This is a genomic window from Gordonia alkanivorans NBRC 16433, from assembly GCF_000225505.1.
GTDB classification, from domain to species: Bacteria; Actinomycetota; Actinomycetes; order Mycobacteriales; family Mycobacteriaceae; genus Gordonia; species Gordonia alkanivorans.
Genome location: NZ_BACI01000033.1, coordinates 42,121 through 64,467, shown reverse-complemented (window position 1 = coordinate 64,467; position 22,347 = coordinate 42,121). Strand labels below are relative to the sequence as shown.

21 protein-coding genes and 1 tRNA gene are annotated in these 22,347 nt (G+C 67.5%); 11 read left to right on the top strand and 11 right to left on the bottom strand.

Annotated features, from left to right (window positions below; genetic code table 11):
• Positions 1–7: 7 nt before the first annotated feature.
• Positions 8–1,402 (bottom strand): cystathionine beta-synthase, encoded by a 1,395-nt coding sequence (locus tag GOALK_RS04890; protein ID WP_005195686.1) that lies wholly within the window; start codon positions 1,400–1,402, stop codon positions 8–10.
• 98 nt (positions 1,403–1,500) lie between these two features.
• Between GOALK_RS04890 and GOALK_RS04885 the strand changes: the two genes are divergently transcribed.
• Both GOALK_RS04885 and GOALK_RS04880 read left to right on the top strand, forming a co-directional pair.
• Positions 1,501–2,448 carry an SGNH/GDSL hydrolase family protein gene (locus tag GOALK_RS04885; RefSeq protein WP_196222036.1) on the top strand — a complete coding sequence of 316 codons (948 nt, stop codon included), beginning with the start codon at positions 1,501–1,503 and terminating at the stop codon, positions 2,446–2,448.
• 50 nt (positions 2,449–2,498) lie between these two features.
• On the top strand, positions 2,499–3,722 hold the full coding sequence (locus GOALK_RS04880; RefSeq protein ID WP_006357692.1) for an acetyl-CoA C-acetyltransferase: 1,224 nt from the start codon (positions 2,499–2,501) through the stop codon (positions 3,720–3,722).
• Here the strand turns inward: GOALK_RS04880 and GOALK_RS04875 are convergent.
• From GOALK_RS04875 to GOALK_RS04855, 5 genes are all read right to left on the bottom strand, one after another.
• Positions 3,715–4,275: a DUF6790 family protein gene (locus GOALK_RS04875; protein WP_006357691.1), complete on the bottom strand. Its 561-nt coding sequence runs from the start codon at positions 4,273–4,275 to the stop codon at positions 3,715–3,717. The two genes, GOALK_RS04880 and GOALK_RS04875, sit on opposite strands and share 8 nt — an antisense overlap.
• Positions 4,276–4,411: 136 nt before the next feature.
• On the bottom strand, positions 4,412–5,278 hold the full coding sequence (locus GOALK_RS04870) for a Bax inhibitor-1/YccA family protein (protein WP_006357690.1): 867 nt from the start codon (positions 5,276–5,278) through the stop codon (positions 4,412–4,414).
• Between the two features lie 126 nt (positions 5,279–5,404).
• Positions 5,405–6,106 carry a TetR/AcrR family transcriptional regulator gene (locus GOALK_RS04865; RefSeq protein ID WP_035750487.1) on the bottom strand — a complete coding sequence of 234 codons (702 nt, stop codon included), beginning with the start codon at positions 6,104–6,106 and terminating at the stop codon, positions 5,405–5,407.
• Positions 6,063–8,390, bottom strand: a complete 2,328-nt coding sequence (locus GOALK_RS04860) for an MMPL family transporter (RefSeq protein ID WP_035750484.1) — start codon at positions 8,388–8,390, stop codon at positions 6,063–6,065. The genes GOALK_RS04865 and GOALK_RS04860 overlap by 44 nt, the downstream gene beginning before the upstream one ends.
• A 61-nt stretch (positions 8,391–8,451) precedes the next feature.
• Positions 8,452–9,669: an oxygenase MpaB family protein gene (locus GOALK_RS04855; protein ID WP_006357687.1), complete on the bottom strand. Its 1,218-nt coding sequence runs from the start codon at positions 9,667–9,669 to the stop codon at positions 8,452–8,454.
• Between the two features lie 91 nt (positions 9,670–9,760).
• On the opposite strand from GOALK_RS04855, the gene GOALK_RS04850 reads away from it, so the two are divergent.
• A tRNA-Leu gene (locus tag GOALK_RS04850) sits at positions 9,761–9,834 on the top strand.
• Between the two features lie 14 nt (positions 9,835–9,848).
• On the opposite strand, the gene GOALK_RS04845 is transcribed toward GOALK_RS04850, so the two are convergent.
• Positions 9,849–10,688, bottom strand: a complete 840-nt coding sequence (locus tag GOALK_RS04845; protein WP_006357686.1) for an SGNH/GDSL hydrolase family protein — start codon at positions 10,686–10,688, stop codon at positions 9,849–9,851.
• Between the two features lie 105 nt (positions 10,689–10,793).
• Complete coding sequence (locus tag GOALK_RS04840) at positions 10,794–11,633, bottom strand: SDR family NAD(P)-dependent oxidoreductase (protein ID WP_006357685.1); 840 nt, start codon at positions 11,631–11,633, stop codon at positions 10,794–10,796.
• 131 nt (positions 11,634–11,764) lie between these two features.
• Between GOALK_RS04840 and GOALK_RS04835 the strand changes: the two genes are divergently transcribed.
• The 4 genes from GOALK_RS04835 (at position 11,765) to GOALK_RS04825 (ending at position 15,133) form a co-directional block, all read left to right on the top strand.
• On the top strand, positions 11,765–12,010 hold the full coding sequence (locus GOALK_RS04835) for a hypothetical protein (RefSeq protein ID WP_006357684.1): 246 nt from the start codon (positions 11,765–11,767) through the stop codon (positions 12,008–12,010).
• Positions 12,011–12,139: 129 nt separating this feature from the next.
• Complete coding sequence (locus GOALK_RS24550; protein ID WP_006357683.1) at positions 12,140–12,418, top strand: TetR/AcrR family transcriptional regulator; 279 nt, start codon at positions 12,140–12,142, stop codon at positions 12,416–12,418.
• Positions 12,415–12,780, top strand: coding sequence for an acyl-CoA-like ligand-binding transcription factor (locus GOALK_RS24545; RefSeq protein ID WP_006357682.1), 366 nt, complete (start codon positions 12,415–12,417; stop codon positions 12,778–12,780). The genes GOALK_RS24550 and GOALK_RS24545 overlap by 4 nt, the downstream gene beginning before the upstream one ends.
• Position 12,781: 1 nt before the next feature.
• Complete coding sequence (locus GOALK_RS04825; RefSeq protein ID WP_006357681.1) at positions 12,782–15,133, top strand: MMPL family transporter; 2,352 nt, start codon at positions 12,782–12,784, stop codon at positions 15,131–15,133.
• A gap of 12 nt (positions 15,134–15,145) precedes the next feature.
• Here GOALK_RS04825 and GOALK_RS04820 read toward each other — a convergent pair whose 3' ends face one another.
• Entirely contained in the window at positions 15,146–15,466 is a 321-nt protein-coding gene (locus GOALK_RS04820; RefSeq protein ID WP_006357680.1) for a putative quinol monooxygenase, read from the bottom strand.
• Positions 15,467–15,650: 184 nt separating this feature from the next.
• Between GOALK_RS04820 and GOALK_RS04815 the strand changes: the two genes are divergently transcribed.
• Complete coding sequence (locus GOALK_RS04815; protein ID WP_006357679.1) at positions 15,651–17,075, top strand: aldehyde dehydrogenase family protein; 1,425 nt, start codon at positions 15,651–15,653, stop codon at positions 17,073–17,075.
• An 82-nt stretch (positions 17,076–17,157) separates the two neighbouring features.
• Here the strand turns inward: GOALK_RS04815 and GOALK_RS04810 are convergent, their stop codons facing one another.
• Positions 17,158–18,393, bottom strand: a complete 1,236-nt coding sequence (locus GOALK_RS04810; protein WP_006357678.1) for a benzoate/H(+) symporter BenE family transporter — start codon at positions 18,391–18,393, stop codon at positions 17,158–17,160.
• A 118-nt stretch (positions 18,394–18,511) separates the two neighbouring features.
• On the opposite strand from GOALK_RS04810, the gene GOALK_RS04805 reads away from it, so the two are divergent.
• The 3 genes from GOALK_RS04805 to GOALK_RS04795 all read left to right on the top strand — a co-directional run bounded on the left by GOALK_RS04805 (position 18,512) and on the right by GOALK_RS04795 (position 21,478).
• Positions 18,512–19,315: an alpha/beta fold hydrolase gene (locus GOALK_RS04805; protein ID WP_006357677.1), complete on the top strand. Its 804-nt coding sequence runs from the start codon at positions 18,512–18,514 to the stop codon at positions 19,313–19,315.
• Positions 19,316–19,409: 94 nt separating this feature from the next.
• Complete coding sequence (locus GOALK_RS04800) at positions 19,410–20,912, top strand: alpha/beta hydrolase (RefSeq protein WP_006357676.1); 1,503 nt, start codon at positions 19,410–19,412, stop codon at positions 20,910–20,912.
• Between the two features lie 122 nt (positions 20,913–21,034).
• On the top strand, positions 21,035–21,478 hold the full coding sequence (locus GOALK_RS04795; RefSeq protein WP_006357675.1) for a hypothetical protein: 444 nt from the start codon (positions 21,035–21,037) through the stop codon (positions 21,476–21,478).
• Positions 21,479–21,490: 12 nt separating this feature from the next.
• Here GOALK_RS04795 and GOALK_RS04790 read toward each other — a convergent pair whose 3' ends face one another.
• Positions 21,491–22,330 carry an alpha/beta hydrolase gene (locus tag GOALK_RS04790; protein ID WP_006357674.1) on the bottom strand — a complete coding sequence of 280 codons (840 nt, stop codon included), beginning with the start codon at positions 22,328–22,330 and terminating at the stop codon, positions 21,491–21,493.
• Positions 22,331–22,347 lie beyond the last annotated feature (17 nt).

The window sequence follows — 22,347 nt, the reverse complement described above, 5'->3', positions numbered from 1 at the left end:
GGTGCTCCTATCCGACGATCGGGTGGCTCGAGACGAACGCGAGCAGGTCGTGGCGCGTGATGACGCCGATGGGCTTGCCGTCCTCTACGACCATCAGGGCATCGCTGTCGCCGAGCGCCTTGGTGGCGGCACTGACCGGCTCACCGGAGCCGATGAGCGGGAACGGATCTCCCATGTGCGCCGAGACGGGATCGGCCAGGCTGGCACGGCCCTCGAAGACGGCGCTGAGCAGATCGCGTTCGGTGACCGCGCCGGCGACCTCGCCGGCCATGACCGGCGGTTCGGCACCGACGACCGGCATCTGCGACACCCCGTATTCACGGAGGATCTCGATGGCGTCGCGCAGCGTCTCCTGCGGGTGGGTGTGGACGAGGTCGGGCAGGGCGCCGGTCTTGCCGCGCAGCACGTCCCCGACCAGCGACTCCTTGGTGTTGGCGTCCAGCGGCGTGCGGAGGAAGCCGTAGCTGCTCATCCACTCGTCGTTGAAGATCTTCGCCATGTAGCCGCGTCCGCCGTCCGGGAGCAGGACGACGACGACGGCATCCGGTCCCTCACGCTCGGCGACCTGGAGGGCGGCCACGACGGCCATGCCGCACGAACCGCCGACGAGAAGTCCTTCCTCGCGGGCGAGGCGGCGCGTCATGTCGAACGAGTCGGCGTCGGAAACGGCGATGATCTCGTCCGGGATGCTCGGGTCGTAGGCGGCCGGCCAGAAGTCCTCACCGACACCCTCGACGAGGTACGGGCGTCCGGTCCCGCCGGAGTACACCGAACCCTCGGGGTCGACACCGACGACCTTCACCGCGCCGTTGGAGACCTCCTTGAGGTAACGCCCGGTGCCGGTGATGGTGCCACCGGTTCCGACGCCGGCCACGAAGTGGGTGACCTTGCCGTCGGTGTCCGCCCAGATCTCCGGGCCGGTGGTCTCGTAGTGGCTCTGCGGACCGGCGGGGTTCGCGTACTGGTTGGGCTTCCACCCACCCTCGATCTCGCGCACCAGGCGATCAGAAACGCTGTAGTAGCTGTCCGGGTGCTCCGGCGGCACGGCGGTCGGGCAGACGACGACCTCGGCACCGTAGGCACGCAGCACGTTACGCTTGTCCTCGCCCACCTTGTCGGGGCAGACGAACACGCATTTGTAACCGCGCTGCTGCGCGACGAGCGCGAGGCCAACCCCGGTGTTGCCGGACGTCGGCTCGATGATGGTGCCGCCGGGCTTCAGTTCGCCGGAGGCCTCCGCGGCGTCGATCATCCGGACCGCGATGCGGTCCTTGCTGCTCCCGCCGGGATTGAGGTATTCCACCTTGGCCGCGACCAGCCCGGATCCGGGCGTGGTGACAGAGTTCAGCTTGACCAGAGGGGTGTTGCCCACCAGGTCCACAACGTGATTGGCGATGCGCATGTCTCCATGGTCCCAGAACCGCCGTCGTCCCCGTCACTCGGCCGTCGTCAACCCGCGGGTCCCTCTGCCGGCCTGCCGTTCCCTCTAGACTGGCGGCCGTGTCCGGTTTGAGTCGCAGGGTCGGTACCGACGGTCGATTCTGGGGTCGGGTCGCCCGCGACGTCGGGGCCACGGCGGCAGCCACCGCGGCTGGAGCAGGCGCCGGCTGGGCGGTGTGGAACTACCTCATCGGCCAGGCCGCGACCGCCCGCACGGTGATCCCCCACCGCACCGACAACGCACCCGACGGCGACGGCGTCTACCACCCGGACGGCCGGGTCACGCGCTACACCCGCGACACCCCGATCGACCTGTTCCTGACCGTCTTCGGCGATTCCACCGCGGCCGGGCTCGGCGTCGACACCGCCGACGAGACACCCGGCGTCCAGGTCGCTCGGCGCGTCGCGGCCGAGACCGGCAGGACGGTCCGCTACGCCAACAAGGCCATCGTCGGTGCGACGTCGAAGGGTCTGGCCGCCCAGATCGACGCGATGTTCATCGCGCGCGAACGACCGGACGTCGCGATCATCCTGATCGGCGCGAACGATGTGACCTCCCGCAACGGCATCCGTGCGTCAGCCCGTCGGCTCGGTGACGCCGTGCGCCTGCTCGTCGGCGGCGGCGCGAAGGTCGTCGTCGGCACCTGTCCCGACTTCGGGGTGATCACGGCCATCCCCCAACCGTTGCGAACCGTGTTGCGGCAGTGGGGCCTTCGACTCGCAGCCCTGCAGCGCTCGGCGGTCCGCGCCGCAGGTGGACACCCGGTTCCGCTCGCCGATCTGATGGCCAAGGAATTCCGGGCCCAACACGATTTCATGCTGTCGCCGGATCAGTACCACCCGTCGGCGGCGGGGTATGCGCTCGCCGCCGAGATCCTGCTGCCGCCGGTCCTCGACGCCATCGGCGAATGGGGCTCGGCCCCACTGCCCGAGCCCCCGGAGGAATCTCCCGCCGTGGAGGAGACGCGAGTGGCCACCGGGCTCCGCCGCCTGCTCAAGCAGGTGTGATCTCCCACCCAATGCGACCAAGCATCTGCTTGGTTGGGTAGCGTGAGCGCATGGCTGAAGCAGTTATCGTATCCACCGCCCGCTCCCCGATCGGCCGCGCCGCCAAGGGATCCCTCAAAGACGTCCGTCCCGACGAACTGTCCCGTCAGATGGTCGAAGCGGCCCTCGCGAAGGTGCCCGAACTCGACCCGGCTGACATCGAGGACATCCACTGGGGCATCGGCCAGCCCGGCGGACAGGGCGGTTACAACATTGCCCGCGTGATCGCCGTCGAACTCGGTTACGACCACGTCCCCGGCGTGACGGTCAACCGTTACTGCTCGTCGTCGCTGCAGACCACCCGCATGGCGCTGCACGCCATCAAGGCGGGAGAGGCCGACGTCATCATCTCCGGCGGCGTCGAGAGCGTGTCGAGCTTCGGCGTCTCCGGCGGTGCCGACGGCGCCCCGAACTCCAAGAACCCGCTGTTCGACGACGCGATGGCGCGCACCGAACTCTCCGCCGCCGGCGACGCCGGAATCTGGCACGACCCCCGCCAGGACGGACTCATCCCGGACGTCTACATCGCGATGGGCCAGACCGCCGAGAACGTCGCCACCTTCACCGGCATCTCGCGTGAGGACCAGGACCGCTGGGGCGTCCTCAGCCAGAACCGTGCGGAGGAGGCCATCAAGTCCGGCTTCTTCGAGCGCGAGATCGACCCGGTCACCCTGCCCGACGGTACGCAGGTCACCACCGACGACGGCCCGCGCGCCGGTACGACGTACGAGAAGATCTCGCAGCTGAAGCCCGTCTTCCGCCCCGACGGCACCATCACCGCGGGTAACGCCTGCCCGCTCAACGACGGCGCCGCCGCACTGGTCATCATGAGCGACACCAAGGCCAAGGAGCTGGGCCTGACCCCGCTCGCCCGGGTCGTCGCCACCGCCGCCACCGGCCTGTCGCCGGAGATCATGGGCCTGGGCCCGATCGAGGCGATCCGCAAGGTGCTCAAGGTCTCCGGGATGTCGCTGTCCGACATCGACCTCGTGGAGATCAACGAGGCCTTCGCCGTCCAGGTGCTCGGCTCGGCGAACGAGCTCGGCATCGACCACGACAAGCTGAACGTGTCGGGCGGCGCCATCGCCCTCGGCCACCCGTTCGGTATGACCGGCGCGCGGATCACCACGACCCTGCTCAACAACCTCCGCACCCACGACAAGACCTTCGGCATCGAGTCGATGTGTGTCGGCGGCGGTCAGGGTATGGCCATGGTGCTCGAGCGCCTCAGCTGACGCGAGTCTCGACTCCTTCTTCGACGCCCCTCGCCGCGTTCGGTCCCAGGATCGCAACGCTGCGGGGGGTTGTTCGTCGGTAGATCGCCCACGCGATGACCGTGACGCCGACGATGTAGATCTCCGCCGGGATCGCCCACGCGTTGTTCGTCGCGTGGTTGTCGTGGAGGTAGTACTGCGAGATGTGGCCGGCGAGGTCGCCGCCGTAGCTGATGGCCAGCGCCCAGACCGCGGCGTCGAGCCATCCGCCGCGGTTGCGGACCCGGAAGGTCAGCACGCACAGCAGCCCGATCGCGATGTCGTTCCAGCCGAGTTCCCATTGGAACATGCCGGGAACGTAGTCGGGTCCGATGTCCTTGGCGAGCTCCGCAGCGTTGGGGCCGACATGGCCGACGCCGGCGAGGACGCCGAAGACGCCGCCGGGTACGAGAATCCACAGCAGCACCAGTTCTGCCACGCGGCCGGTGGTGCGTCTCCGCGCCGACCGGTCCACCAGTATGTGCACGATCGCGCCGACGACCATCAGCGCCAACTGAAACAGGAACCAGACCATGCTCGATGGTCGGCATGTTTCCGGTTCGCCGAGGTGCGCTTGACGACGATTTCCCCCGCTCAGATGACAACGAACCCCGCACTCGAGAGTGCGGGGTTCGTCGTCGGGTCCGGTGCGGCCGTCGCCGCGTCGGGAACTAGTCCGAGTTGAAGTAGCTCAGCAGACGCAGGATCTCGACGTACAGCCAGACCAGGGTGACGGTCAGACCGAGGGCGACGCCCCAGGCGGCGCGGTCGGGTGCGCCGGCGCGGATCAGGCGATCCGCCGAGTCGAAGTCGAGCAGGAAGCTGAACGCCGCCAGCGCGATGCAGACCAGCGAGAAGATGATCGCGATCGGGCCGCCGTCGCGCAGGATGCCGGCCTCACCGGTGAACAGGCCGATGACCAGGTTGCCCAGCATCAGCACGAGCACGCCGATCATGCCGGCGAACAGCATGCGGGTGAAGCGCGGCGTGACGCGGATGGCGCCGATCTTGTAGACGAACAGCATGCCGAAGAACACGCCGAACGTACCGAGGACCGCCTGCCCGATCAGGGCTCCGGCCGAGATGTCACCGCCGACGACCAGGTTCGCGAAGACGAACGAGATCGAACCGACGAACAGACCCTCGAATGCCGCGTAGGCGAGCACGATGGCCGGGTTGTCCTGCTTGCGACCGAAGGTCGCCACCAGGACGAGGACGAGGCCGCCGATCGCGCCGACCATCATCAGCGGCAGCGCGAGGCTCGTCTGAGCGGCCTCGGTGGCCCGGCTGGAGATGCCGAAGTAGGTCGCGATCGCGACAACCGTGAGGACACCCAGGGTGATCGCGGTCTTGGTGACCACGTCGTCGATCGTGAGCTGGCGGGTGGCCGACGGTGCCTGCGGGCTGTACGGATCAGTGGCCTGACCGTATTTGTTCATCGAGACGCCGGCGCCGGCCATGCCGGCCCCGAATCCCGCGTACCCGGATTGATTGTCGCGGACCACACCGCGCATCACCGGATTGCTGCTCTCTCGCACGAAGCGCTCCTTAATCGGTACGGATGTATACCGTCTCAACGTCGGGTCATTCCTGTGAGTTCCCTGACGGGATCACAAGACGACCGTGTCGAATGCGACTTTACCGGCTCTTGACCATTCTGTCGTTCACGACCGCTCCCCGTCCTGCCGGGAACGGAGCGTCATCAGCCAGGACCGAGCGGTTTCGGAGTCCCGAGTTCCTGCGTTCACGGTCATCACCGCACGTCCCAGGCACACGGCCTTCAGCATCGACTCGGCCCGCTCGAACTGGTCTCCCCAGCCCAGGCCGGGCTTGGCGAGCATCAGCGAGGCGATGCCATGCGCGGCGGCCCAGAGTTCGAGGACGACGTCCTTCACCTCGTCGTGGTCGAACATGCCCTCGTCGGCGAGCTCGGTCACCGTGTCCACGAACCGCGTGTAGGCGCTGGCGGTCAGCACCTGGTCGACCTTGGAGGGATGTGCGGCGTCGGCGGGCTTCCCAAAGGCGACCCGGTAGAGCACCGGGGTCGCGACGGCGAATCGGATGTAGGCGAGCCCGAGTTGCAGCGCACGGTCCAACGGGTCGGTGATGTCCTCGGTGGCGGCGTCGAGCTGGGCGTCGAGTCGCTCGAAGTATCGGGCGCACACGGCGTCGAGCAACGCGCCCTTGTCGGCGAAGTGCAGGTAGATCGACGGCGGGGTCACCCCGACGCGAGTGGCGACCGCCCGGATCGACATGGCGGTGTCGTCTCCGTGCTCGACCAGGAGGTCACCCGCGGCCTCGATGATCTCCTCGGCGAGGATCTCACCTGCCCCGCGAGGCGACCTCGCCCGTCTGCGTGTCGTCACTGTTCTCCTGCGCTCGATCCTTCTCCTGAGTCCGGTACCGACGGGATGTGTCGTCCCCCGGGAGGTCTTCGGCAACTTCCTCGGACAACCCGAAGCGGTCGTGGAGCTTCCGCAGCGGGGGCGGCGCCCACCAGTTGGCGCGTCCGACGAGGCGCATGAATGCCGGCACCAGGAACATCCTGACCAGGGTCGCGTCCATCACCACGGCCAGCGCCAGCCCCACTCCGAACATACGCATGAACGACACCTGGGAGGCCGCGATCGCGGCGAAGACGATACTCATCAACAGGGCCGCCGCGGTGATCACCCGGCCGGTACGCGCGAGGCCTAACGCGACCGCGTGGTCGTTCGCCCCGCGGGTGCGGTCGGATTTCAGCCATTCCTCTCGCACGCGTCCGAGCAGGAACATCTCGTAGTCCATGGACAGACCGAACGCCACGCAGAACAGCAGGACAGGCACGGTCGCGTTGAGTGTCCCGGTCGCCGTCGTGCCCAGGCCGTCGAGGTGACCCTCCTGGAAGAACCAGACCATCGCACCGAAGGTCGCCGACAACGAGAGGATGTTGAGCGCCAGTGCCTTCAGTGGGAGGACAACGCTGCCGGTGAAGAGGAACAGCAGCACGAATGTGGCGACGGCGATGATGGCCAGCACCCAGGGCGTGTGGGCGAAGATCGAACTGACGGTGTCATCGGTGGTCGCCGCCAGACCGGTGAACAGGGTGTCGGTTCTCTCGGGTGCGGGTACCGCACGCAACGCGTCGAGCTGAGCCATGCCTGCATCGCTCGTCGGGTCGCGATCGGTGGACACGTTGACGACGTGCACGTCGCCGCGGCTCTCGTCGGGACTGCCGGGCGCGAGCGGCTCGCCGCGGACGAAGGTCCCCGCCGACGAACCGGCCGAGTTGACGTCGTCGACCTGCGACAGCGCTCTCGTGTACGCGGCGAGCGATTCCGGCCCCGCCGGCCCCTGCACGACAATGGTGATGGCCGAGGAGAGGTCGTCCTCGTAGTCGTCGCGGATCTCCTGCTGGATGGCGTGCGAACTGGCGGACTCCGGGAGCACGCGGTCGTCGGGGAAGCCCATCCGGAGTGAGAGGAACGGTGCGCCGAGGACCAGCAGGAAGATGGTGACCACCGCGGCGACCGGCAATGCATGGCGCAGCACCCACTGGACGAGGCGGTACCACCTGGTGTCCTCCGGCTCGCGCGGCTGCGGCGGCGGCAGACGCAGCAGCCGACGCACGGGTTTCCGTGCGTCGAGAGCGTCGATCCGATCCCCGAGGACCATCAGCACGGCCGGGGTGATGATGAGCGCGGAGAACGCCGCCACGGCCACGACTCCCAGGCCGGCGAAGGCGAAGGAACGCAGGAAGTACTGCGGGAACAACACCAGCGCACTGAGCGAGAGCGCCACGGTCACGGCCGAGAACGCCACGGTCCGACCGGCGGTCGCGAGAGTACGGACGATCGCGTCGGGACGTTCGAGTCCCCGGTCGACCTCCTCCCGGTAGCGCGTGAGCAGCAGCAACGTGTAGTCGATGGCCAACGCGAGACCCAGTGCGGTGGTCAGGTTCAGCGCGAACACCGAGACGTCGGTGACCGATCCGATCGCCCGCAGCAGCGCGAACGTCAGGATGATCGAGATGATCCCGATGCCGACGGGCAGGGCCGCCGCGATCAGTCCGCCGAACACGAAGATCAGCACGAGGAAGGTGATGGGGATGGCGATCGCCTCGGCCATCAACAGGTCGGACGAGGTCTGCTCGTTGACCTGGGAGTAGACGAGCGCCTGGCCGCCGACCCGGATCGAGAACCCGTCGCGTTCCCCGGTGAACTCCTCTTCGATCTGCGCGGCCCGGGCGGGGGCCAGGTCCTCGCCGCCCTCGAGGGCGGCGATGATCAGCGTCGACGTCCGGTCGCGGCTGACCAGCGCGGAGTCGAGGGCCGGGTCGGCCCAGACCGACAGGATCTGGTCTTGCACATGCTCGTTCGCATCGAGTTCACGGATAATGTTGTCGGCCAGGGCTTTCGCGGTCGGGTCGCGCGAGATGTCCACGCCGTCGGGACCGTCGAGTTTGAGGACGACCTGGATACCGCCGCGGTTGAACGTCTCGGCGAGCACCTTGTCGGCTCTCGCGGATTCGGCGTTCGGAGCGCTGTAGCCACCGGCCAGGAGATGTTCGGCGGCGGTCGCACCGTACGCGCCGCACACCACGATCAGCACGAAGGCGCCGAGCAGCACCCTCCTCGGCATCGCGATGATCAGCCGTGTCGATCGAACCACCGTGCGTCCCCCTCGCCTCGGTCGACTTACGGCGTTAAGTTATCAGCAGTAAGTTAGCGGGTCAACGGCGTTTCCCGGCGTGAACTTCCATCCCGAGCCCGCGACGCACGGTGCGGAGCTCGCGTTCGATGACGGCGGACTCCGAGCCGAGCAGCCCGGTCGTACGGATGATCTCCCGCAACCGGATCGCCGGGCGCGCGACGTCGACGAGGTGATGCAGCGGCGAACGACGTAAGCCCATCCGCCGCGCAACCGAGCGTTCCACCCACCGCGTCGAGATGGCGGAGAACGACGATCGGAGAACGGGACCGGTCACCGCATCGAGCGCGGAGACCAGGATCGAGGGCACCGGGATCGGCGCGGCACCGTGTACGACGCCGGGCAGGTCGTAGCCCTCGTGCAGCAATGCCTTGATGAGCACCTTCGACGAGTCGTCGGGCTGGAGTTCGAATTCGGCGGCCACCCGGAACAGGTCGGCTGCCTCGGCGTGGCTGGCCGGGAGCAGGTCGTCGTCGACGCCGATGACCCAACCGATCCACCGCCACAGATGCGTGATCGCCTCGCGTTCGGCGCTGCTGTAGTGGATACCGAAGTCACGTGCGACCAGCAGCGGCAGCGCGAGGAAACCGCAGGAGATGGTCATGACCGAATACGTCTGGTTGATCGGTACGCCCCACTCGGCTTCATCCCAGCCCGGCGCACCCTCGTCATGTGGGTGGCGAAGGACATCTCGGATGTAGGCGTGAAGCAACCGAATGCGCAGTGTCCCAACCCAACCCGGGTTCCCTGGAAGCATCGCGCCCGGTGTGGTGGCCTCGGCGACCCAGCGCGCGGTCGACTGCCCCCGATCGCGGGTTCCCAACCCGAGGCGCCCGGTCGCGACCAACGGCCGGACGAAGCCCTGCGCCTTGTATCCGTAGATCAGCGATTGGTAGAGCGTCGACGACTGAAGCGTGCCGAATCGCCACCACGCACGGGCCCCCGACGCCGCGAATGCCGCGTCGAACCAGGGTGGCGGGGCGCTCGTCACCTGCAGCAGGCGACGCATCGACGCCGGCATCTCGATCCGGTCGGGATCACCCGCCTCCGAATCCGCATGGGACTCCAGGAGATCGACGAGTGTCGAGAACGACATGCCCCGTTCGCGGGCCTCGACGACCACCGCGTCGGCAAGCGGATCGCCCTGCAACAGGCCGACCTCCAGACGGTCGACGAGTTCGGGATGCCGCGTGCGGACAGCCTCCCAGTTCCGTGCGCCGGTCACCGCTGCCGCGTCCATCCTCCGATGATCACCCGCTCAGGTGAGCGGGTCAAGGAAAGACGGGTCGAGGAACAAGCAGGTCACGGAGCCTGACTATGCTCACTCCGAAGCCCCCATAGCCCAAATGGCAGAGGCAGCCGACTTAAAATCGGCACAGTGTCGGTTCGAGTCCGACTGGGGGCACCGGGTTGTCGAACTCAGCGCGAGGTGCCGAGGTCCTCCGGCAGCGCCTCGGCGATCAGGCGAGCCATGGCCTCATTCCCCTTGAGGTTCTGGTGGAATCCGAGGTAGATGCTGGTCGGCACGAAGCCCTCGAACCACTTGTCCCCGGAGCAGGCGTCATGCCCGACGACCCGGTTCTGGATGTCGACGAAGACGGCGCCGTGACGTCCGGACACCTTCTCCAGAATCGTGTTGTACCGGGCCAGGAAGCCGTTCCGGATGAACCTGATGTCGGCGTCGCTTGCCGGGTTGGCCGGATAGCATCCGCGGTCGCCGAAGTACCCGCCCTGTCCGATCACAGCGATGACCGCCTTGGGCGCCCGCTTCCGGACGGCCTCGAGCGACGAGTCGACCGAGGCCTCGAGCGCGCGCAGCCCGTCGTTGATCCCGGTGACGTAGAAGGGATTGGTCCGGCAGCGCGAGTCCATGCCCTGGATCGGCGCGATACACCAGCGCGAGAGGTTGCCCCAGTTGGCGTCGTTGGCGCCGATCGAGATCGTGATCAGGTCCGTGTCGGGACGCACCGCCTCGATCTGCGGTGGATGGAATCCGTCGAACCGCAGCTGCGGCGCCGTGGTGATGTTCTCCCCGCGGGCGCCGACACAGGCCACCGTGCGGAACGACGTCGCAGCGATGGTCTTCGCGAGCAGGTTCGGGTAGGCCGTCTCCGACCGTGAGCATCCCTGGAACTGGGTGAGCGTGGTCGGGCTGGCCGCCCGCGAATCACCCAGGGCGACGTAGCTGAGCGACCTCCGCTCCCCGGCCGACGGAGCGGCGAGCGCCGGAGCGGCACCGAGCCCCACGACGACGGACATGGCAATCGCAGCGGTAACCACACGGGTCACGATGATGCGTGCAGCAGATGACCGGGAAGATCGCATGGTCGAATTCAACCAGTAGCCTCGGCTCCCGGCTCGATGTCATCCGTTCCGACGACGCACCGGCCGATAGACGAATCGGCCCACCTGTGCATACGCCATCCGCTCGCTTAGTCGTGAACTCAGCCTGCGTGCTCCGTTGAACACGTGGGCGTCCTTGCCGACCACCGCGCGCACCCAGCCGGCGAGCGCGGCGTCGATGATCAGGCGTGCAGCCTTTTCCGGGGCCATCGCGAAGTTCTTCGCCAGGGCTTCGGGGGTGCCGAGGGCCTTGGAGGTGTTGCGGACGAGGTCGGTCCAGATGGTTCCGGGGAGGACCGTGGTGGCGGTGACCTTCGATTTCTTCCCCCGCAGATCCTGTGCGAGGCCGTATCCGAAGAACGCAACCGCCGCCTTGCTGGCTCCGTAGAACGCCGCGCCCGGGAACGGTGCGAGCCCGGACAGGCTCGACGTGATGAGGACCAGTCCACCGTCGGGACGCTGTTCCAGATGCGGCAGGAAGGCCCGGGTGAGCCACACGGTGCCGTAGTAGTTGACACGCATGAGCAGGTCGATGCGGTCGTCGTCGACCTCGGCGATGGGTTGGGTGTCCTGCGGGATGCCGGCCATGTTGAACAGTCCGTCGACCTGCTCGACGTCAGCGAGCACGACCTCCGGAAACCGTTGCACCGCTTCGCGATCACTGATGTCCAGCTTGTGCCCGTGGAACCGGGAGTCGCCCACCAGCCGTCCGGTCTCCGCGAGACCGACCTCGTTGATGTCCGCGCCGACCACCCTCGCACCGCGGGAGATCAGTTCCAGTGCGACGCACCGGCCGATACCGTTGCCCGCACCGGTCACCACGAAGACCTTGCCCGTCAGTCCCTTGCCGTCGACGTCCACGCATCCTCCTCGACCGAGCCGATGCGGGAACCCTAGCAAGCGCTTGGTTGCCCTGTCTGTCCGGTGGTCGTACACGTAAGCCGCCCGGGTCAGCGGCGGGGTGATGCTGCGGTGGTGATGTACTCGGGGACATGTCCACCCGGGTTCTGGCCGTCGACTCCCCAGCCGCCGACGCTGTAGCCGCCGATTCCTCGGCCGCGCTGCTCACCCTCGGCATCTCGCTCTACTCGATCGCGATTCTCGTGTGCCTCGGCGTCGCGATCAACGCCGCACGGTTCCGTCGCCGTCGGCTTGCGATCACCATGGCGTGGGTGGTCGGCGTGCTGACGGTCGCGGGCGTGATCATCGCGATCCTCAGCAGCGTGCACGGAGGTTAGCCCGAACGCCGCCCCGGCGGCCTGATCCAGCGTGAGCCCCACCACTCCCGGCGTCGAGTGAGAGAACACACTCAATTTTGCACACGTCTGCAAGTTTGCATGGCTCTGCAACTTCCGTACCGTGGAGGAGTGCACCCGTCAGGACTCCGTGAGGCGAAGAAGGCCGCAACGCGTAAGGCGCTCGCCCGTGCCGTGCTCCGCCTGTCGACGCGCGACGGGATCGACCACGTGACCATCGACGCGGTCGCCGCGGAGGCGAACGTCTCGGTCCGCACCTTCCACAACTACTTCGCGGCAAAGAAGACGCCCTCCTCCACCTTGTGGACCTCCTACTGGATTCGGTCATCGAGCGGATTGAAGCCCGGCCGGCCGAGGAGAGCTTCTGGTGTTCGGTCCGGACCGCGGTGACCGAGACCGCCACCTCACTCGACGTCGGCGAGCCGGCCGAGATCGTTGCATTGCTGAGGCTTCTCGACACCGACCCGGCCCTGACCGCCCGATCCCGCGACATGGACCTCGACCAGACGGTCGAATCCCGGCTCACGCTGCTCTACGCCCGCCGCGGCCAGCGGACCGATGCGATGTATCCCCACCTGGTCGTCCACACCGCAATCACCGCCGCGCGAGTCGCCCTCGAGTTCTTCGTGGCTCGCGGCCGACCCGACCTGCCTACCGTGCTCGAGTCCGCCTTCGACCAGATGTCGGCGGGTCTGGAGCATTCCATTCCGCTCATGAGCCGCCCGGCCGACGCATCCCACAAGGAGCCCTGACGTGGCAACACACCTGTACCGACTCGGACGCTGGACGTACGAGAATCGCCTCAAGACGATCACGATCTGGGTTCTCGTCCTCATCGGATTGGGTGTCGGCGCAACACTGCTGGCCAAACCCACGTCCGAATCGTTCTCCATCCCGGGCATCCCGTCGGAGAAGGCGCAGGACCTGATGGTCGAGCGCTTCCCCGACGAACCCTCGTTCGGCTCGGACGTCGGCGTCACCTATGTGGTTCGCGCACCCCAGGGATCGACGCTCACCGAGCCCCGGTACCAGCAGGCGATCGACGACATGGTCGCCGACCTCAAGAACGTCGACGGGGTGTCGAGTCCCGACTCGATCGTCAATCCGTTCGTCTCCTACGGCACCGAACAGTCCCCCGGTCGACTCCGGGAACTGTCCCAGGCCTTCCAGGAGCAGACCTTCGGCAAGAGTGCCGCCGAGGCGGCGGCCGATGCCCAGGCGACCTCACCCATCAACTCCTCGGCCACCGTCGCGCAGTTCGGTACGTCCTTCGCCGTGGAGGCGTCGTCGGACATCACCGAGAGGTCCCGCGAGCAGATGGACGCCGTCGCGGAGGACGGGCGAGCCGCTGGACTCACCGTCGAGATGAAGGGCACTGCCACACAGCAATTCGAGCTCGGTATCACCTCCGAACTCATCGGGATCGGGGTCGGCGCACTGATCCTGATCCTCACCTTCGCCTCACTCGTCGCGTGGGGCGTGCCGATCATCACCGCGATCGTGGGCGTGGCGATCGGCATGCTCGGCATCCAGATGGGCACGCACTTCTTCGATCTGAGCAAAGAGACCCCAATCCTCGCCACGATGATCGGACTCGCCGTCGGCATCGACTACGCCTTGTTCATCGTGTCGCGGTATCGCCACGAGGTCCATCGATCGTCGAACCGAGCTGACGCGGCCGGGCGGGCCGTCGGCACCGCAGGCTCGGCTGTCGTGTTCGCGGGTAGCACCGTCGTGATCGCGCTCGCGGCGCTGGCGATCGTCAACATCCCGTTCCTCACCGCGATGGGTGTCGCGGCGGCGGCCACCGTGATCGTCGCGGTGCTGGTGGCCCTGACCTTGCTACCAGCGATTCTCGGCCTGTTCGGCGGCAAGGCCTTCGGCGGGCGACTCCCTCGCCTCAACGCGCCCGATGTGGAACCGCACGAGGCCGAGCGCGTGCACAACGGCCAGCGCTGGGTCCAGCGCATCGTCGCCCATCCGCGCGCCGTCACCGCTGCGATCGTCGGCATCCTCGTCGTACTCGCGGTCCCGATGACCGGCCTCAAGCTGGCTCTGCCCAACGACGGGACCGCCGAGCCGTCGACGACACAGCGACAGGCGTACGACATGGTCGCCGACGGCTACGGGCCCGGGTTCAACGGCCCGCTCGTCGTCGTCGCCGATGGGCGCGGTATCGAGGACACGGGTGACCGGCTCCGCACGTTCGGCACCCTCGTCGACGACTTCGCCCAGATCGAAGGGGTGGAGATCGCGCAGATCGGCGCCGGCGGACTGAACGAGGCCCGCGACACCGCGAAGATCACCATCATCCCCTCAACCGCCCCGTCGGACGAGGCCACCCCGCAACTCGTCCAGACCCTGCGCGACATGGAGCCCCGCGTCGCCGCGGCCACCGGCATCTCGTACGGCGTGACCGGTCAGACCGCGATCGAGCTCGACATCTCCGACCGGTTGTCCGACTCGCTCATCCCCTACCTGCTGGTCGTGGTGGGGCTGGCGTTCATCCTGTTGATCATCGTGTTCCGGTCGATCCTGGTGCCCTTGACCGCCGCGCTCGGATTCCTGCTCAGCGTTGCCGCCACTTTCGGTGTCACGGTTGCGCTGTTCACCGACGGAGCCCTGGGCATCGTCGGGAATCCCCAGCCGGTGGTGTCATTCCTGCCGATCATGCTGGTGGGCATCGTGTTCGGACTCGCGATGGACTACCAGGTGTTCCTCGTGACGCGGATGCGGGAGGCCTACGTCCACGGCGCCGATGCGAAAACCGCCGTCGTCGAGGGTTACCGACACAGCGCTCGCGTGGTGGCCGCCGCTGCAGCGATCATGATCTCCGTGTTCGCGGCGTTCATGTTGCAGGACATGGTCTTCATCAAGGTGATGGGCTTCGCGCTGGCCGCGGCGGTGTTCTTCGACGCCTTCGTCGTCCGCATGACACTCATGCCCGCGGTGCTCACGGTGCTCGGCGACAAGGCATGGTGGCTGCCGCGGTGGCTCGACCGCATCCTGCCCGACGTCGACATCGAAGGAGAGAAACTCCGGCTCGACGACTCGGGCCCGTCGACCGACACCGCCCCGGATGCGGCGGTCCGCACCGGGCCCTGACGGCGGCGTCGGTCAGGCGACCTCGAACTCGCCCAGTTTCGACCACTCGTCCCCGTCAATGGTGGTGTTGATGACGTCCGGGGTCCGCTGCAGGTACTTGGGCAGCTCCTGCTGCGCCTGCTTGAAGTGCGGCGAGGTCACATGCGCCTCGGCCGCGTCGTCGTCGAATGCCTCGACCAGCACGTAGGTGTGCGGGTCGTCCAGCGAACGCGACCAGTCGAACCACTTGTTGCCCGGTTCGGCGCGCGTCGCCTCGGTGAACTCGCGCGACAGCTCCGGCCATTCGTCCGCATACTCGGGCTTGATGGGCCATTTCACGACGATGAGAATCATGCCTCGACCTTAGTCCCCGACCTCGGGACGAACTGTCGCAAAATGCGACTGGGACGGCTGTCCCAAAATGTCCCACCCGTCGACCTCTTCCGGCTACCGGAATCGCGAGACCTCCGCCGCCTCAAGGCATAGAGTGTGAAATCGACAACAAATGTCCTCACATCAGTGCGACAACGGAGGCGATATGCCGGACATCACCAAGTTCTACATCGACGGCCGGTGGGTGGAACCCGCCGAGCTCAACGTCATCGACGTGATCAACCCGGCCACGGAGAAGGCCGCCGGCCAGGTCGCGATCGGAAGCGCTGCCGATGTCGACGCCGCCGTGGAAGCCGCCCGTCGCGCCTTCGAGACCTGGGGCCAGACCACCGTCGAGGAGCGACTCGAGGTCATCAACCGGATCATCGCCGAGTACCAGAACCGCATGGGCGATCTCGCCGCCGCGGTCACCGAGGAGATGGGCTCCCCCGTCGGCCTCACCAACGCCGCGCAGGTTCCGATCGGCCTCGGCCACCTGATGACCGCCGCCGCCCAGCTACCCGGCTTCTCCTTCAGCGAGGACCGCGGCGGACACCGCATCGTCAAGGAGCCGATCGGCGTCTGCGGTTTCATCACGCCGTGGAACTGGCCGCTGAACCAGGTCATGTGCAAGGTCGCCCCGGCCCTGGCCACCGGCTGCACCATGGTGCTCAAGCCCTCCGAGGTGGCACCGTTCTCTGCCGCCATCGTGGCCGAGATCTTCGACGCCGCAGGCGTTCCCGCCGGTGTGTTCAACCTCGTCAACGGTGACGGACCGGGCGTCGGCGCCGCGCTGGCCGCCCACCCCGACATCGACATGATCTCGTTCACCGGGTCCACCCGTGCGGGCATCGAGGTAGCCAAGACCGCGGCCCCGTCGGTCAAGCGCGTCGCCCAGGAGCTCGGCGGCAAGAGCCCGAACATCATCCTCGACGACGAGGACTTCGCGAAGAACGTCGCCGGCGGCATCGCGGCGATGATGATGAACTCCGGCCAGTCGTGCAACGCCCCGAGCCGCATGCTCGTGCCGTCCTCCCGTCTCGACGAGGTCGCCGAGATCGCCAAGTCGGTCGAGCCGAACATCACCGTCGGCGATCCGACGACCGATGTGCAGCTCGGCCCGGTGGTCTCCGAGGCACAGTTCGAGAAGATCCAGGGCCTCATCGAGCGTGCGATCGCCGACGGCGCCACCCCGGTCATCGGCGGCGCGGGACGCCCGGAAGGTCTCGAGACCGGCTACTACGTGAAGCCGACGGTGTTCACCAACGTCACCAACGACATGGAGATCGCCCGCACCGAGGTCTTCGGTCCGGTCCTCGTCGTCATCGCCTACGACTCGATCGACGAGGCGATCAAGATCGGCAACGACACCGAATACGGCCTCGCCGGTTACGTCTCCGGCAAGGACATCGACGAGGTCCGCCGCATCGGTTCGCGCATCCGCGCGGGTTCGATCGGTCTCAACGGTGCCACGGTCGACCCGGTCGCACCATTCGGTGGCTACAAGAAGAGTGGCAACGGCCGCGAATGGGGCGACTACGCCTTCGACGAGTTCCTCGAGGTCAAGTCGCTACTCGGCTACGGCGCCTGACGCCACATCCTCTCTCAGGTCCGGCGGGCACATCCACATGTGCCCGCCGGTTTCCGTCTGTCGGTGCCGCGTCCGTCGGTGCTCAGACCGGGTCCTCGGCGCGGAAGTCGTTGCGCTCCACGACCCAGGACACCGCCATCCCGGCGACGAGCCCCCAGAAGGCCGAACCGATGTTCAGGACCGTCAGGTCCGACACCGAGACCAGGAAGGTCAACAGCGCGCCCATCGTGAACCGAGAGCCGAATGCCCCGCGGAACGCTCCCTGCAGCGCACCGAGGAGCGCCAGACCGCCAACCGTCGCGATGAACGCGGCCGGCATCGCCTGCATGAGCGTGACGAACACCGGCGCGAACACACCGATCACGATCGCGAGAACACCGAAGGTCAGTGCCGCGATGTACTGACGGTCGCGACGGCCGCCCGCCACCAGCAAGGCATTGGTGGGGCCGGTCAGGCACGACGAGATGGCCCCGACAGACGCCGCGAGTGCCGACCACAACCCGCTCGCCACGGTGATCACGTTGACCGGCGGACGGTGTCCGGCGCCGCGCAGCACCGCGACCCCTTGTCCGTTCTGTACGACGATCACGGTGATGGCGAGCGGCACCACCAGTTCCATCGCTGCCCGGACGGTGAACTCCGGGACCGTGAAGACCGGCACCGCCACGATCGACGACGCCGGGGTGTCGATGTGAAAGGACCCGGTCGCGACGACCGCGATGGCACCCACCACGAACGCGCCGATGATCGGCGGGACCCGCCGGCTCACCGTCTGATGGCACTGGAGCGCGAAGAAGGCCACCACGATCGGTACCGCGACCCAGGGGTCGGTCCCGACCGCGCCCACGACGTCGAGGCCGAACTGCAGGAACACTCCGGCGACCATGCCCATCACGATGGGCATCGGTATCGCCGACATCGCCTGTCGCACACGCCCGGTCAGACCCACCAGGACGATCAGCAGGCCGGTCAGGAGAAACGCACCGACGACCTCTGCCCACCTCAGGTGCGCCGAAGCCGAACCGACGAGCACCGTGCCGGGGATCGTCCACGCGAACCCCAGCGGCATCTGATACACCCAGCTGGCAACCACCGTCAGGATGCCGTTGAGCACGAAGACCCCGAAGATCCACGACGACAGCTGCGCTGTGGTGAGATCGCCCGCCGCACCCGCCGCGAGGATCACCGCCACCGGTCCCGACGCGGCAAAGATCAGTCCGATCAGGCCGTTCGCCAGGTAGGTCCCGCCTGCATCGCGCAGCATCGACGACGGGCTCGGCCGGGTACCGGTGGGCCGCTCGAAGCCGGTTGCGTACATGTGGGCGAGGCTAGCTCCGTATCCGGCGAGGACAAGGACACAGATTCCCGGGATTGATCGCGTGTGTTTATCGCACGACGCCCACGCGTCGCAGGCGCCGTGAGTACGATCGGCCTTCATGCTGATCCCCACCCACCCCGACTCGACCACCGTCCTCGACGTCGAGGTGACCGGCACCGGCGAGCCGCTTCTGCTCATCGCGGGCATGTCCGCACACCGGGAGATGTGGACCGCCGAACTCCTCGACCGACTGACCCCGCATTTCCAGGTCGCCGTCTACGACCATCGCGGCATCGGCGGGAGCAGCCGCGCGGAGGGTTCGTTCACCATCGCCGACCTCGCCGACGACGCGCGTGGTGTCCTCGACGGCCTCGGCTGGGACACCGCGCACGTCCTGGGCACGTCGATGGGCGGCATGATCGCCCAAGAGCTGACCCTCGGCCACGCCGACCGTGTGCGCAGCCTGGTCCTCGGCTGCACCACCGCGGGCGGTCCGGGCGCGATCGGCACCTCAGGCGCGCTGCGCCTGGTCGAGGCCATCGCCTCCCGCGACGCCGCGCGCGTCGCCCGCACCGCGTTCGAGGTCAACCTGTCCCCCGGATTCTGTTCCGATGACGGCGCATTCGAGAAGTTCACGAAGTTCTCCACACTGCGCAAGGTGCCGTCGGCGGTGGTCGCTGCCCAGGCAGCGGCCTGTGCGGGCCACGACACCCGCGATCGGCTGGCCGCCATCGACGTCCCCACGACCGTCATCCACGGCGACGTCGACGACGTCATCGGCGTCGCCGAGGGCGAACGGCTCGCCGCGGCCATCCCCGACGCCTCCCTCGAAAGGTGGGCCGGCGTCGGGCACATGTTCTGGTGGGAACGCCCCGAGCAGACGGCCGAGGTCGCCATCCGAACAGCGAAGGCAGCAGGCTGAACAGAGCCGGCGTAACGCCGGTCGGGTCGTCGAACGACATTCTTGACATCGGCACCGACGCGATCTTCGGGTGGCCACGTATGTCAGGAGCTCTATGTCGCACTCATCCCAGGCCAGCCCTTCCGAGGCCCCCGGTTCCGAGGCCCCCAGCCCGAAGCCCCGTCGTCTCTCGCCGCGCCGGCGGGTGTTGACCGGTATCTCGGTCGTCGCCATCCTCACGCTCGGCCTGTTCGGGGCGAGCACGCTGTTCGACTCGTCGAACACCGCCAGCGCCCTGCGCGGGCATCCGGAGAAGTTGCGCCCGGGCTGCACCTGGGACTCCTCCGGATATTTCGTGCAGAACTGCAAGGTGTGGTCGGAATCCCAGCAACGTCACGTGATCGTCCAGATCCGCGCCTCCAGCGGCAGCGACAGCGGCGTCTACCTGCTCGACGGCATGCGCGCCAGCGAGACCCGCTCGGCGTGGACCACCGACGTCCAGGCCGCCCGTGTCTACGACGCCAAGGCCGACACAACGCTGGTCATGCCGGTCGGCGGCGCGTCGTCGTTCTACACCGACGGGGACGGTGGCGCAGGCAGCAACAACACCATCATCAAGCAGGAGACCTTCCTGACCTCCGAGCTCCCCGCGTACCTGGAGGAGCAATTCGGCGTCGCCCGCAACAACAACGCGATCGTCGGATTGTCGATGTCGGGCGGCCCCGCGGTGACGCTCGCCGAGCGGCACCCCGAGCAGTTCAAGGTCGTCCAGGCGATGTCGGGTTACTACCAGACCGACAACCCGATCGGCGCCCTCGGCGTCTTCGCGACGCAGAGCCTGGTGTCGAACTACGTCAGCGGCATCGTCAACATGTGGGGCAAGCCGGGCGGCACCCGCTGGACCGACAACGACCCGTCGAAGAACGTCGGCAAGCTCGCGGAGAACGGTCAGGTGCTGGTCATCTCGTCGGGCAACGGTTTCCTCACCCCGTCCGAGCTGGCGAAGCTCGCCCCGCAGGATCAGATCTCGGCGATCGCGCTGGAGATCCTGTCGGCGGTGTCGACCGTGCTGATGCAGCTGCAGGCCAAGCAGTCCGGCGCGTCGGTGATCTCGCTGCCCAACTACGGCGGCCACACCTGGGAGAACTGGGGTCGTGCTCTCGGCGACGGAAAGGGTCACGTCCTCGAGGCGCTGCGCAACAACCCGCCGGTCACCGCGAAGACGACGGTCGTGTCGGCGTCGGGCAGCCCCGATCCCGAGGCACCCGCGAAGGTCACCATGGCCGTGAAGCAGGCCGCCGCGGCCTCCCCCGCCCTCGACGCCTCGATCCTGGCCGCCATGGAATCGACCGACGCCGCCTCCGCGTCGTCGGAGACCCCGTCGTCGTCGGAATCGGCTGCCCCGTCCGAGGCATCGGAGTCTGCTGCGCCGTCGAGCGATGACGTGTCGGCCTCCGTGCCCGCTGCACCCGAGTCGGCAGCGGCCGAATCCGCCGCCCCTGCAGAGGAATCCGCCGCCACGACGGGCCCCTCCGGACCGCAGCTCGCACCGTCGGCGCCGCCGGTCTCGGAGCAGCCCGCATCGTCGACGACGACCACCACCACGCAGGTTCGGTAAGCCTGCTCCGGCAAGAGAATCAGCAATAGGTATCGCTAGCAATAGGTATCGCTGAGCGATACCTATTGCTGACTCATCTGTCAGTCCGCGTCGATACCGACCGCAGCGGTTAGGTTTACGAGGTGAACTCCTCCGATCTCGCCGACCTCGTCGGCACCGACACCATCGCCGTGGTGATCGCGTCCGGGCTGATCCTGGTCTGGGGTCTGGCGCTGGGCGTGTGGAAGTACCACGGAATCCGCACGTCGCCCGAGCACGCCGCGCACATCTACGTCGACATCGCTCATCGTGCGGCGCTGATGTATTCGTTCGCGACCCTCGTCCTCGCCGCACTCGTTGAGCTGAGCGCGTTCGGAGTGGTGGTCAACCTCGTGGCCGCCGCGGTGCCGATCGTGTTCTTCGTCGCCGCGATCGCCGCGTACTGCATCCGCGGCGCTCTGCGCGACACCACGAATCAGTTCGAGAAGCCGATGCCGGGGACGTATCTGTTCATGCTCGCGCTGATCGTGGGTGAGATCGGCGGCGTGCTGGTGCTTCTCGCCGGCGTCGTCGTCCGCCTGACCTGACCGGTGGAAGCTCTACGACGCAGCGGGCGAGTGCCGCTCCAACCAGCTCACGACCTCGTCGAGGACCACGTCCTGCTCGGGTTCGTTGAAGATCTCGTGGAACAGGTCGTCGTAGATGACCAGCGTCTTGTCCTCCGAACCCGCGAGCCGTTCGACGAGTTCGCTGCCCTTGGGATCGGTGAGGGCGTCGGCGCCGCCGTGCATCACGAGCACCGGCAGCTGCAGTGACGGCAGTCGCGCGGGGAACGACTGCATCGTGGCGATCATCGCCCCGCCCAGCCCGGCCGGGATCTTTCCGCGCGAGACGAGCGGATCGGCGTCGTAGGCCGCGACGACGGCCGGATCGCGGGAGATGCTCGACGAACTCAGCGCGGTGGTCGGCAGTCCCGGTGCGATCCGCCCGAGGACCGGCGCGACCTTGACCGCGAGCGGAGACAGGTCGTTCCCCGGCAGCACCGCGGCACCCGACAGGATGAGACCGTCGAGCTTCTCCTGATGGTCGAGTGCGTAGTCGAGCGCGATACAGCCGCCCATGCTGTGGCCGATGAGGAACGTCGGGAGAGCGTCGTCGGAGACGTGGGCGATGACGGTGTCGAGGTCGCCGGTGAACTCGCCGAAACGGCGCAGGCGCATCCGCTTGCCGCCGGACCGTCCGTGACCGATGTGGTCGGGAATCGCCACCAGATAACCCGCGGCCACGAGGCGCTTGGCGACGTGACCGTACCGTCGACCGTGTTCGGCGAGTCCGTGGGCGATCACCACGACGCCGCGCGGATCGCCCTCGGGCCGGTGCACGTCGTAGACGATGGTCTGGCCGTGCGGTCCGCGGAAACTGTGCTCTTTCGGTGTCATTCCCTGCTCTCTCGTTT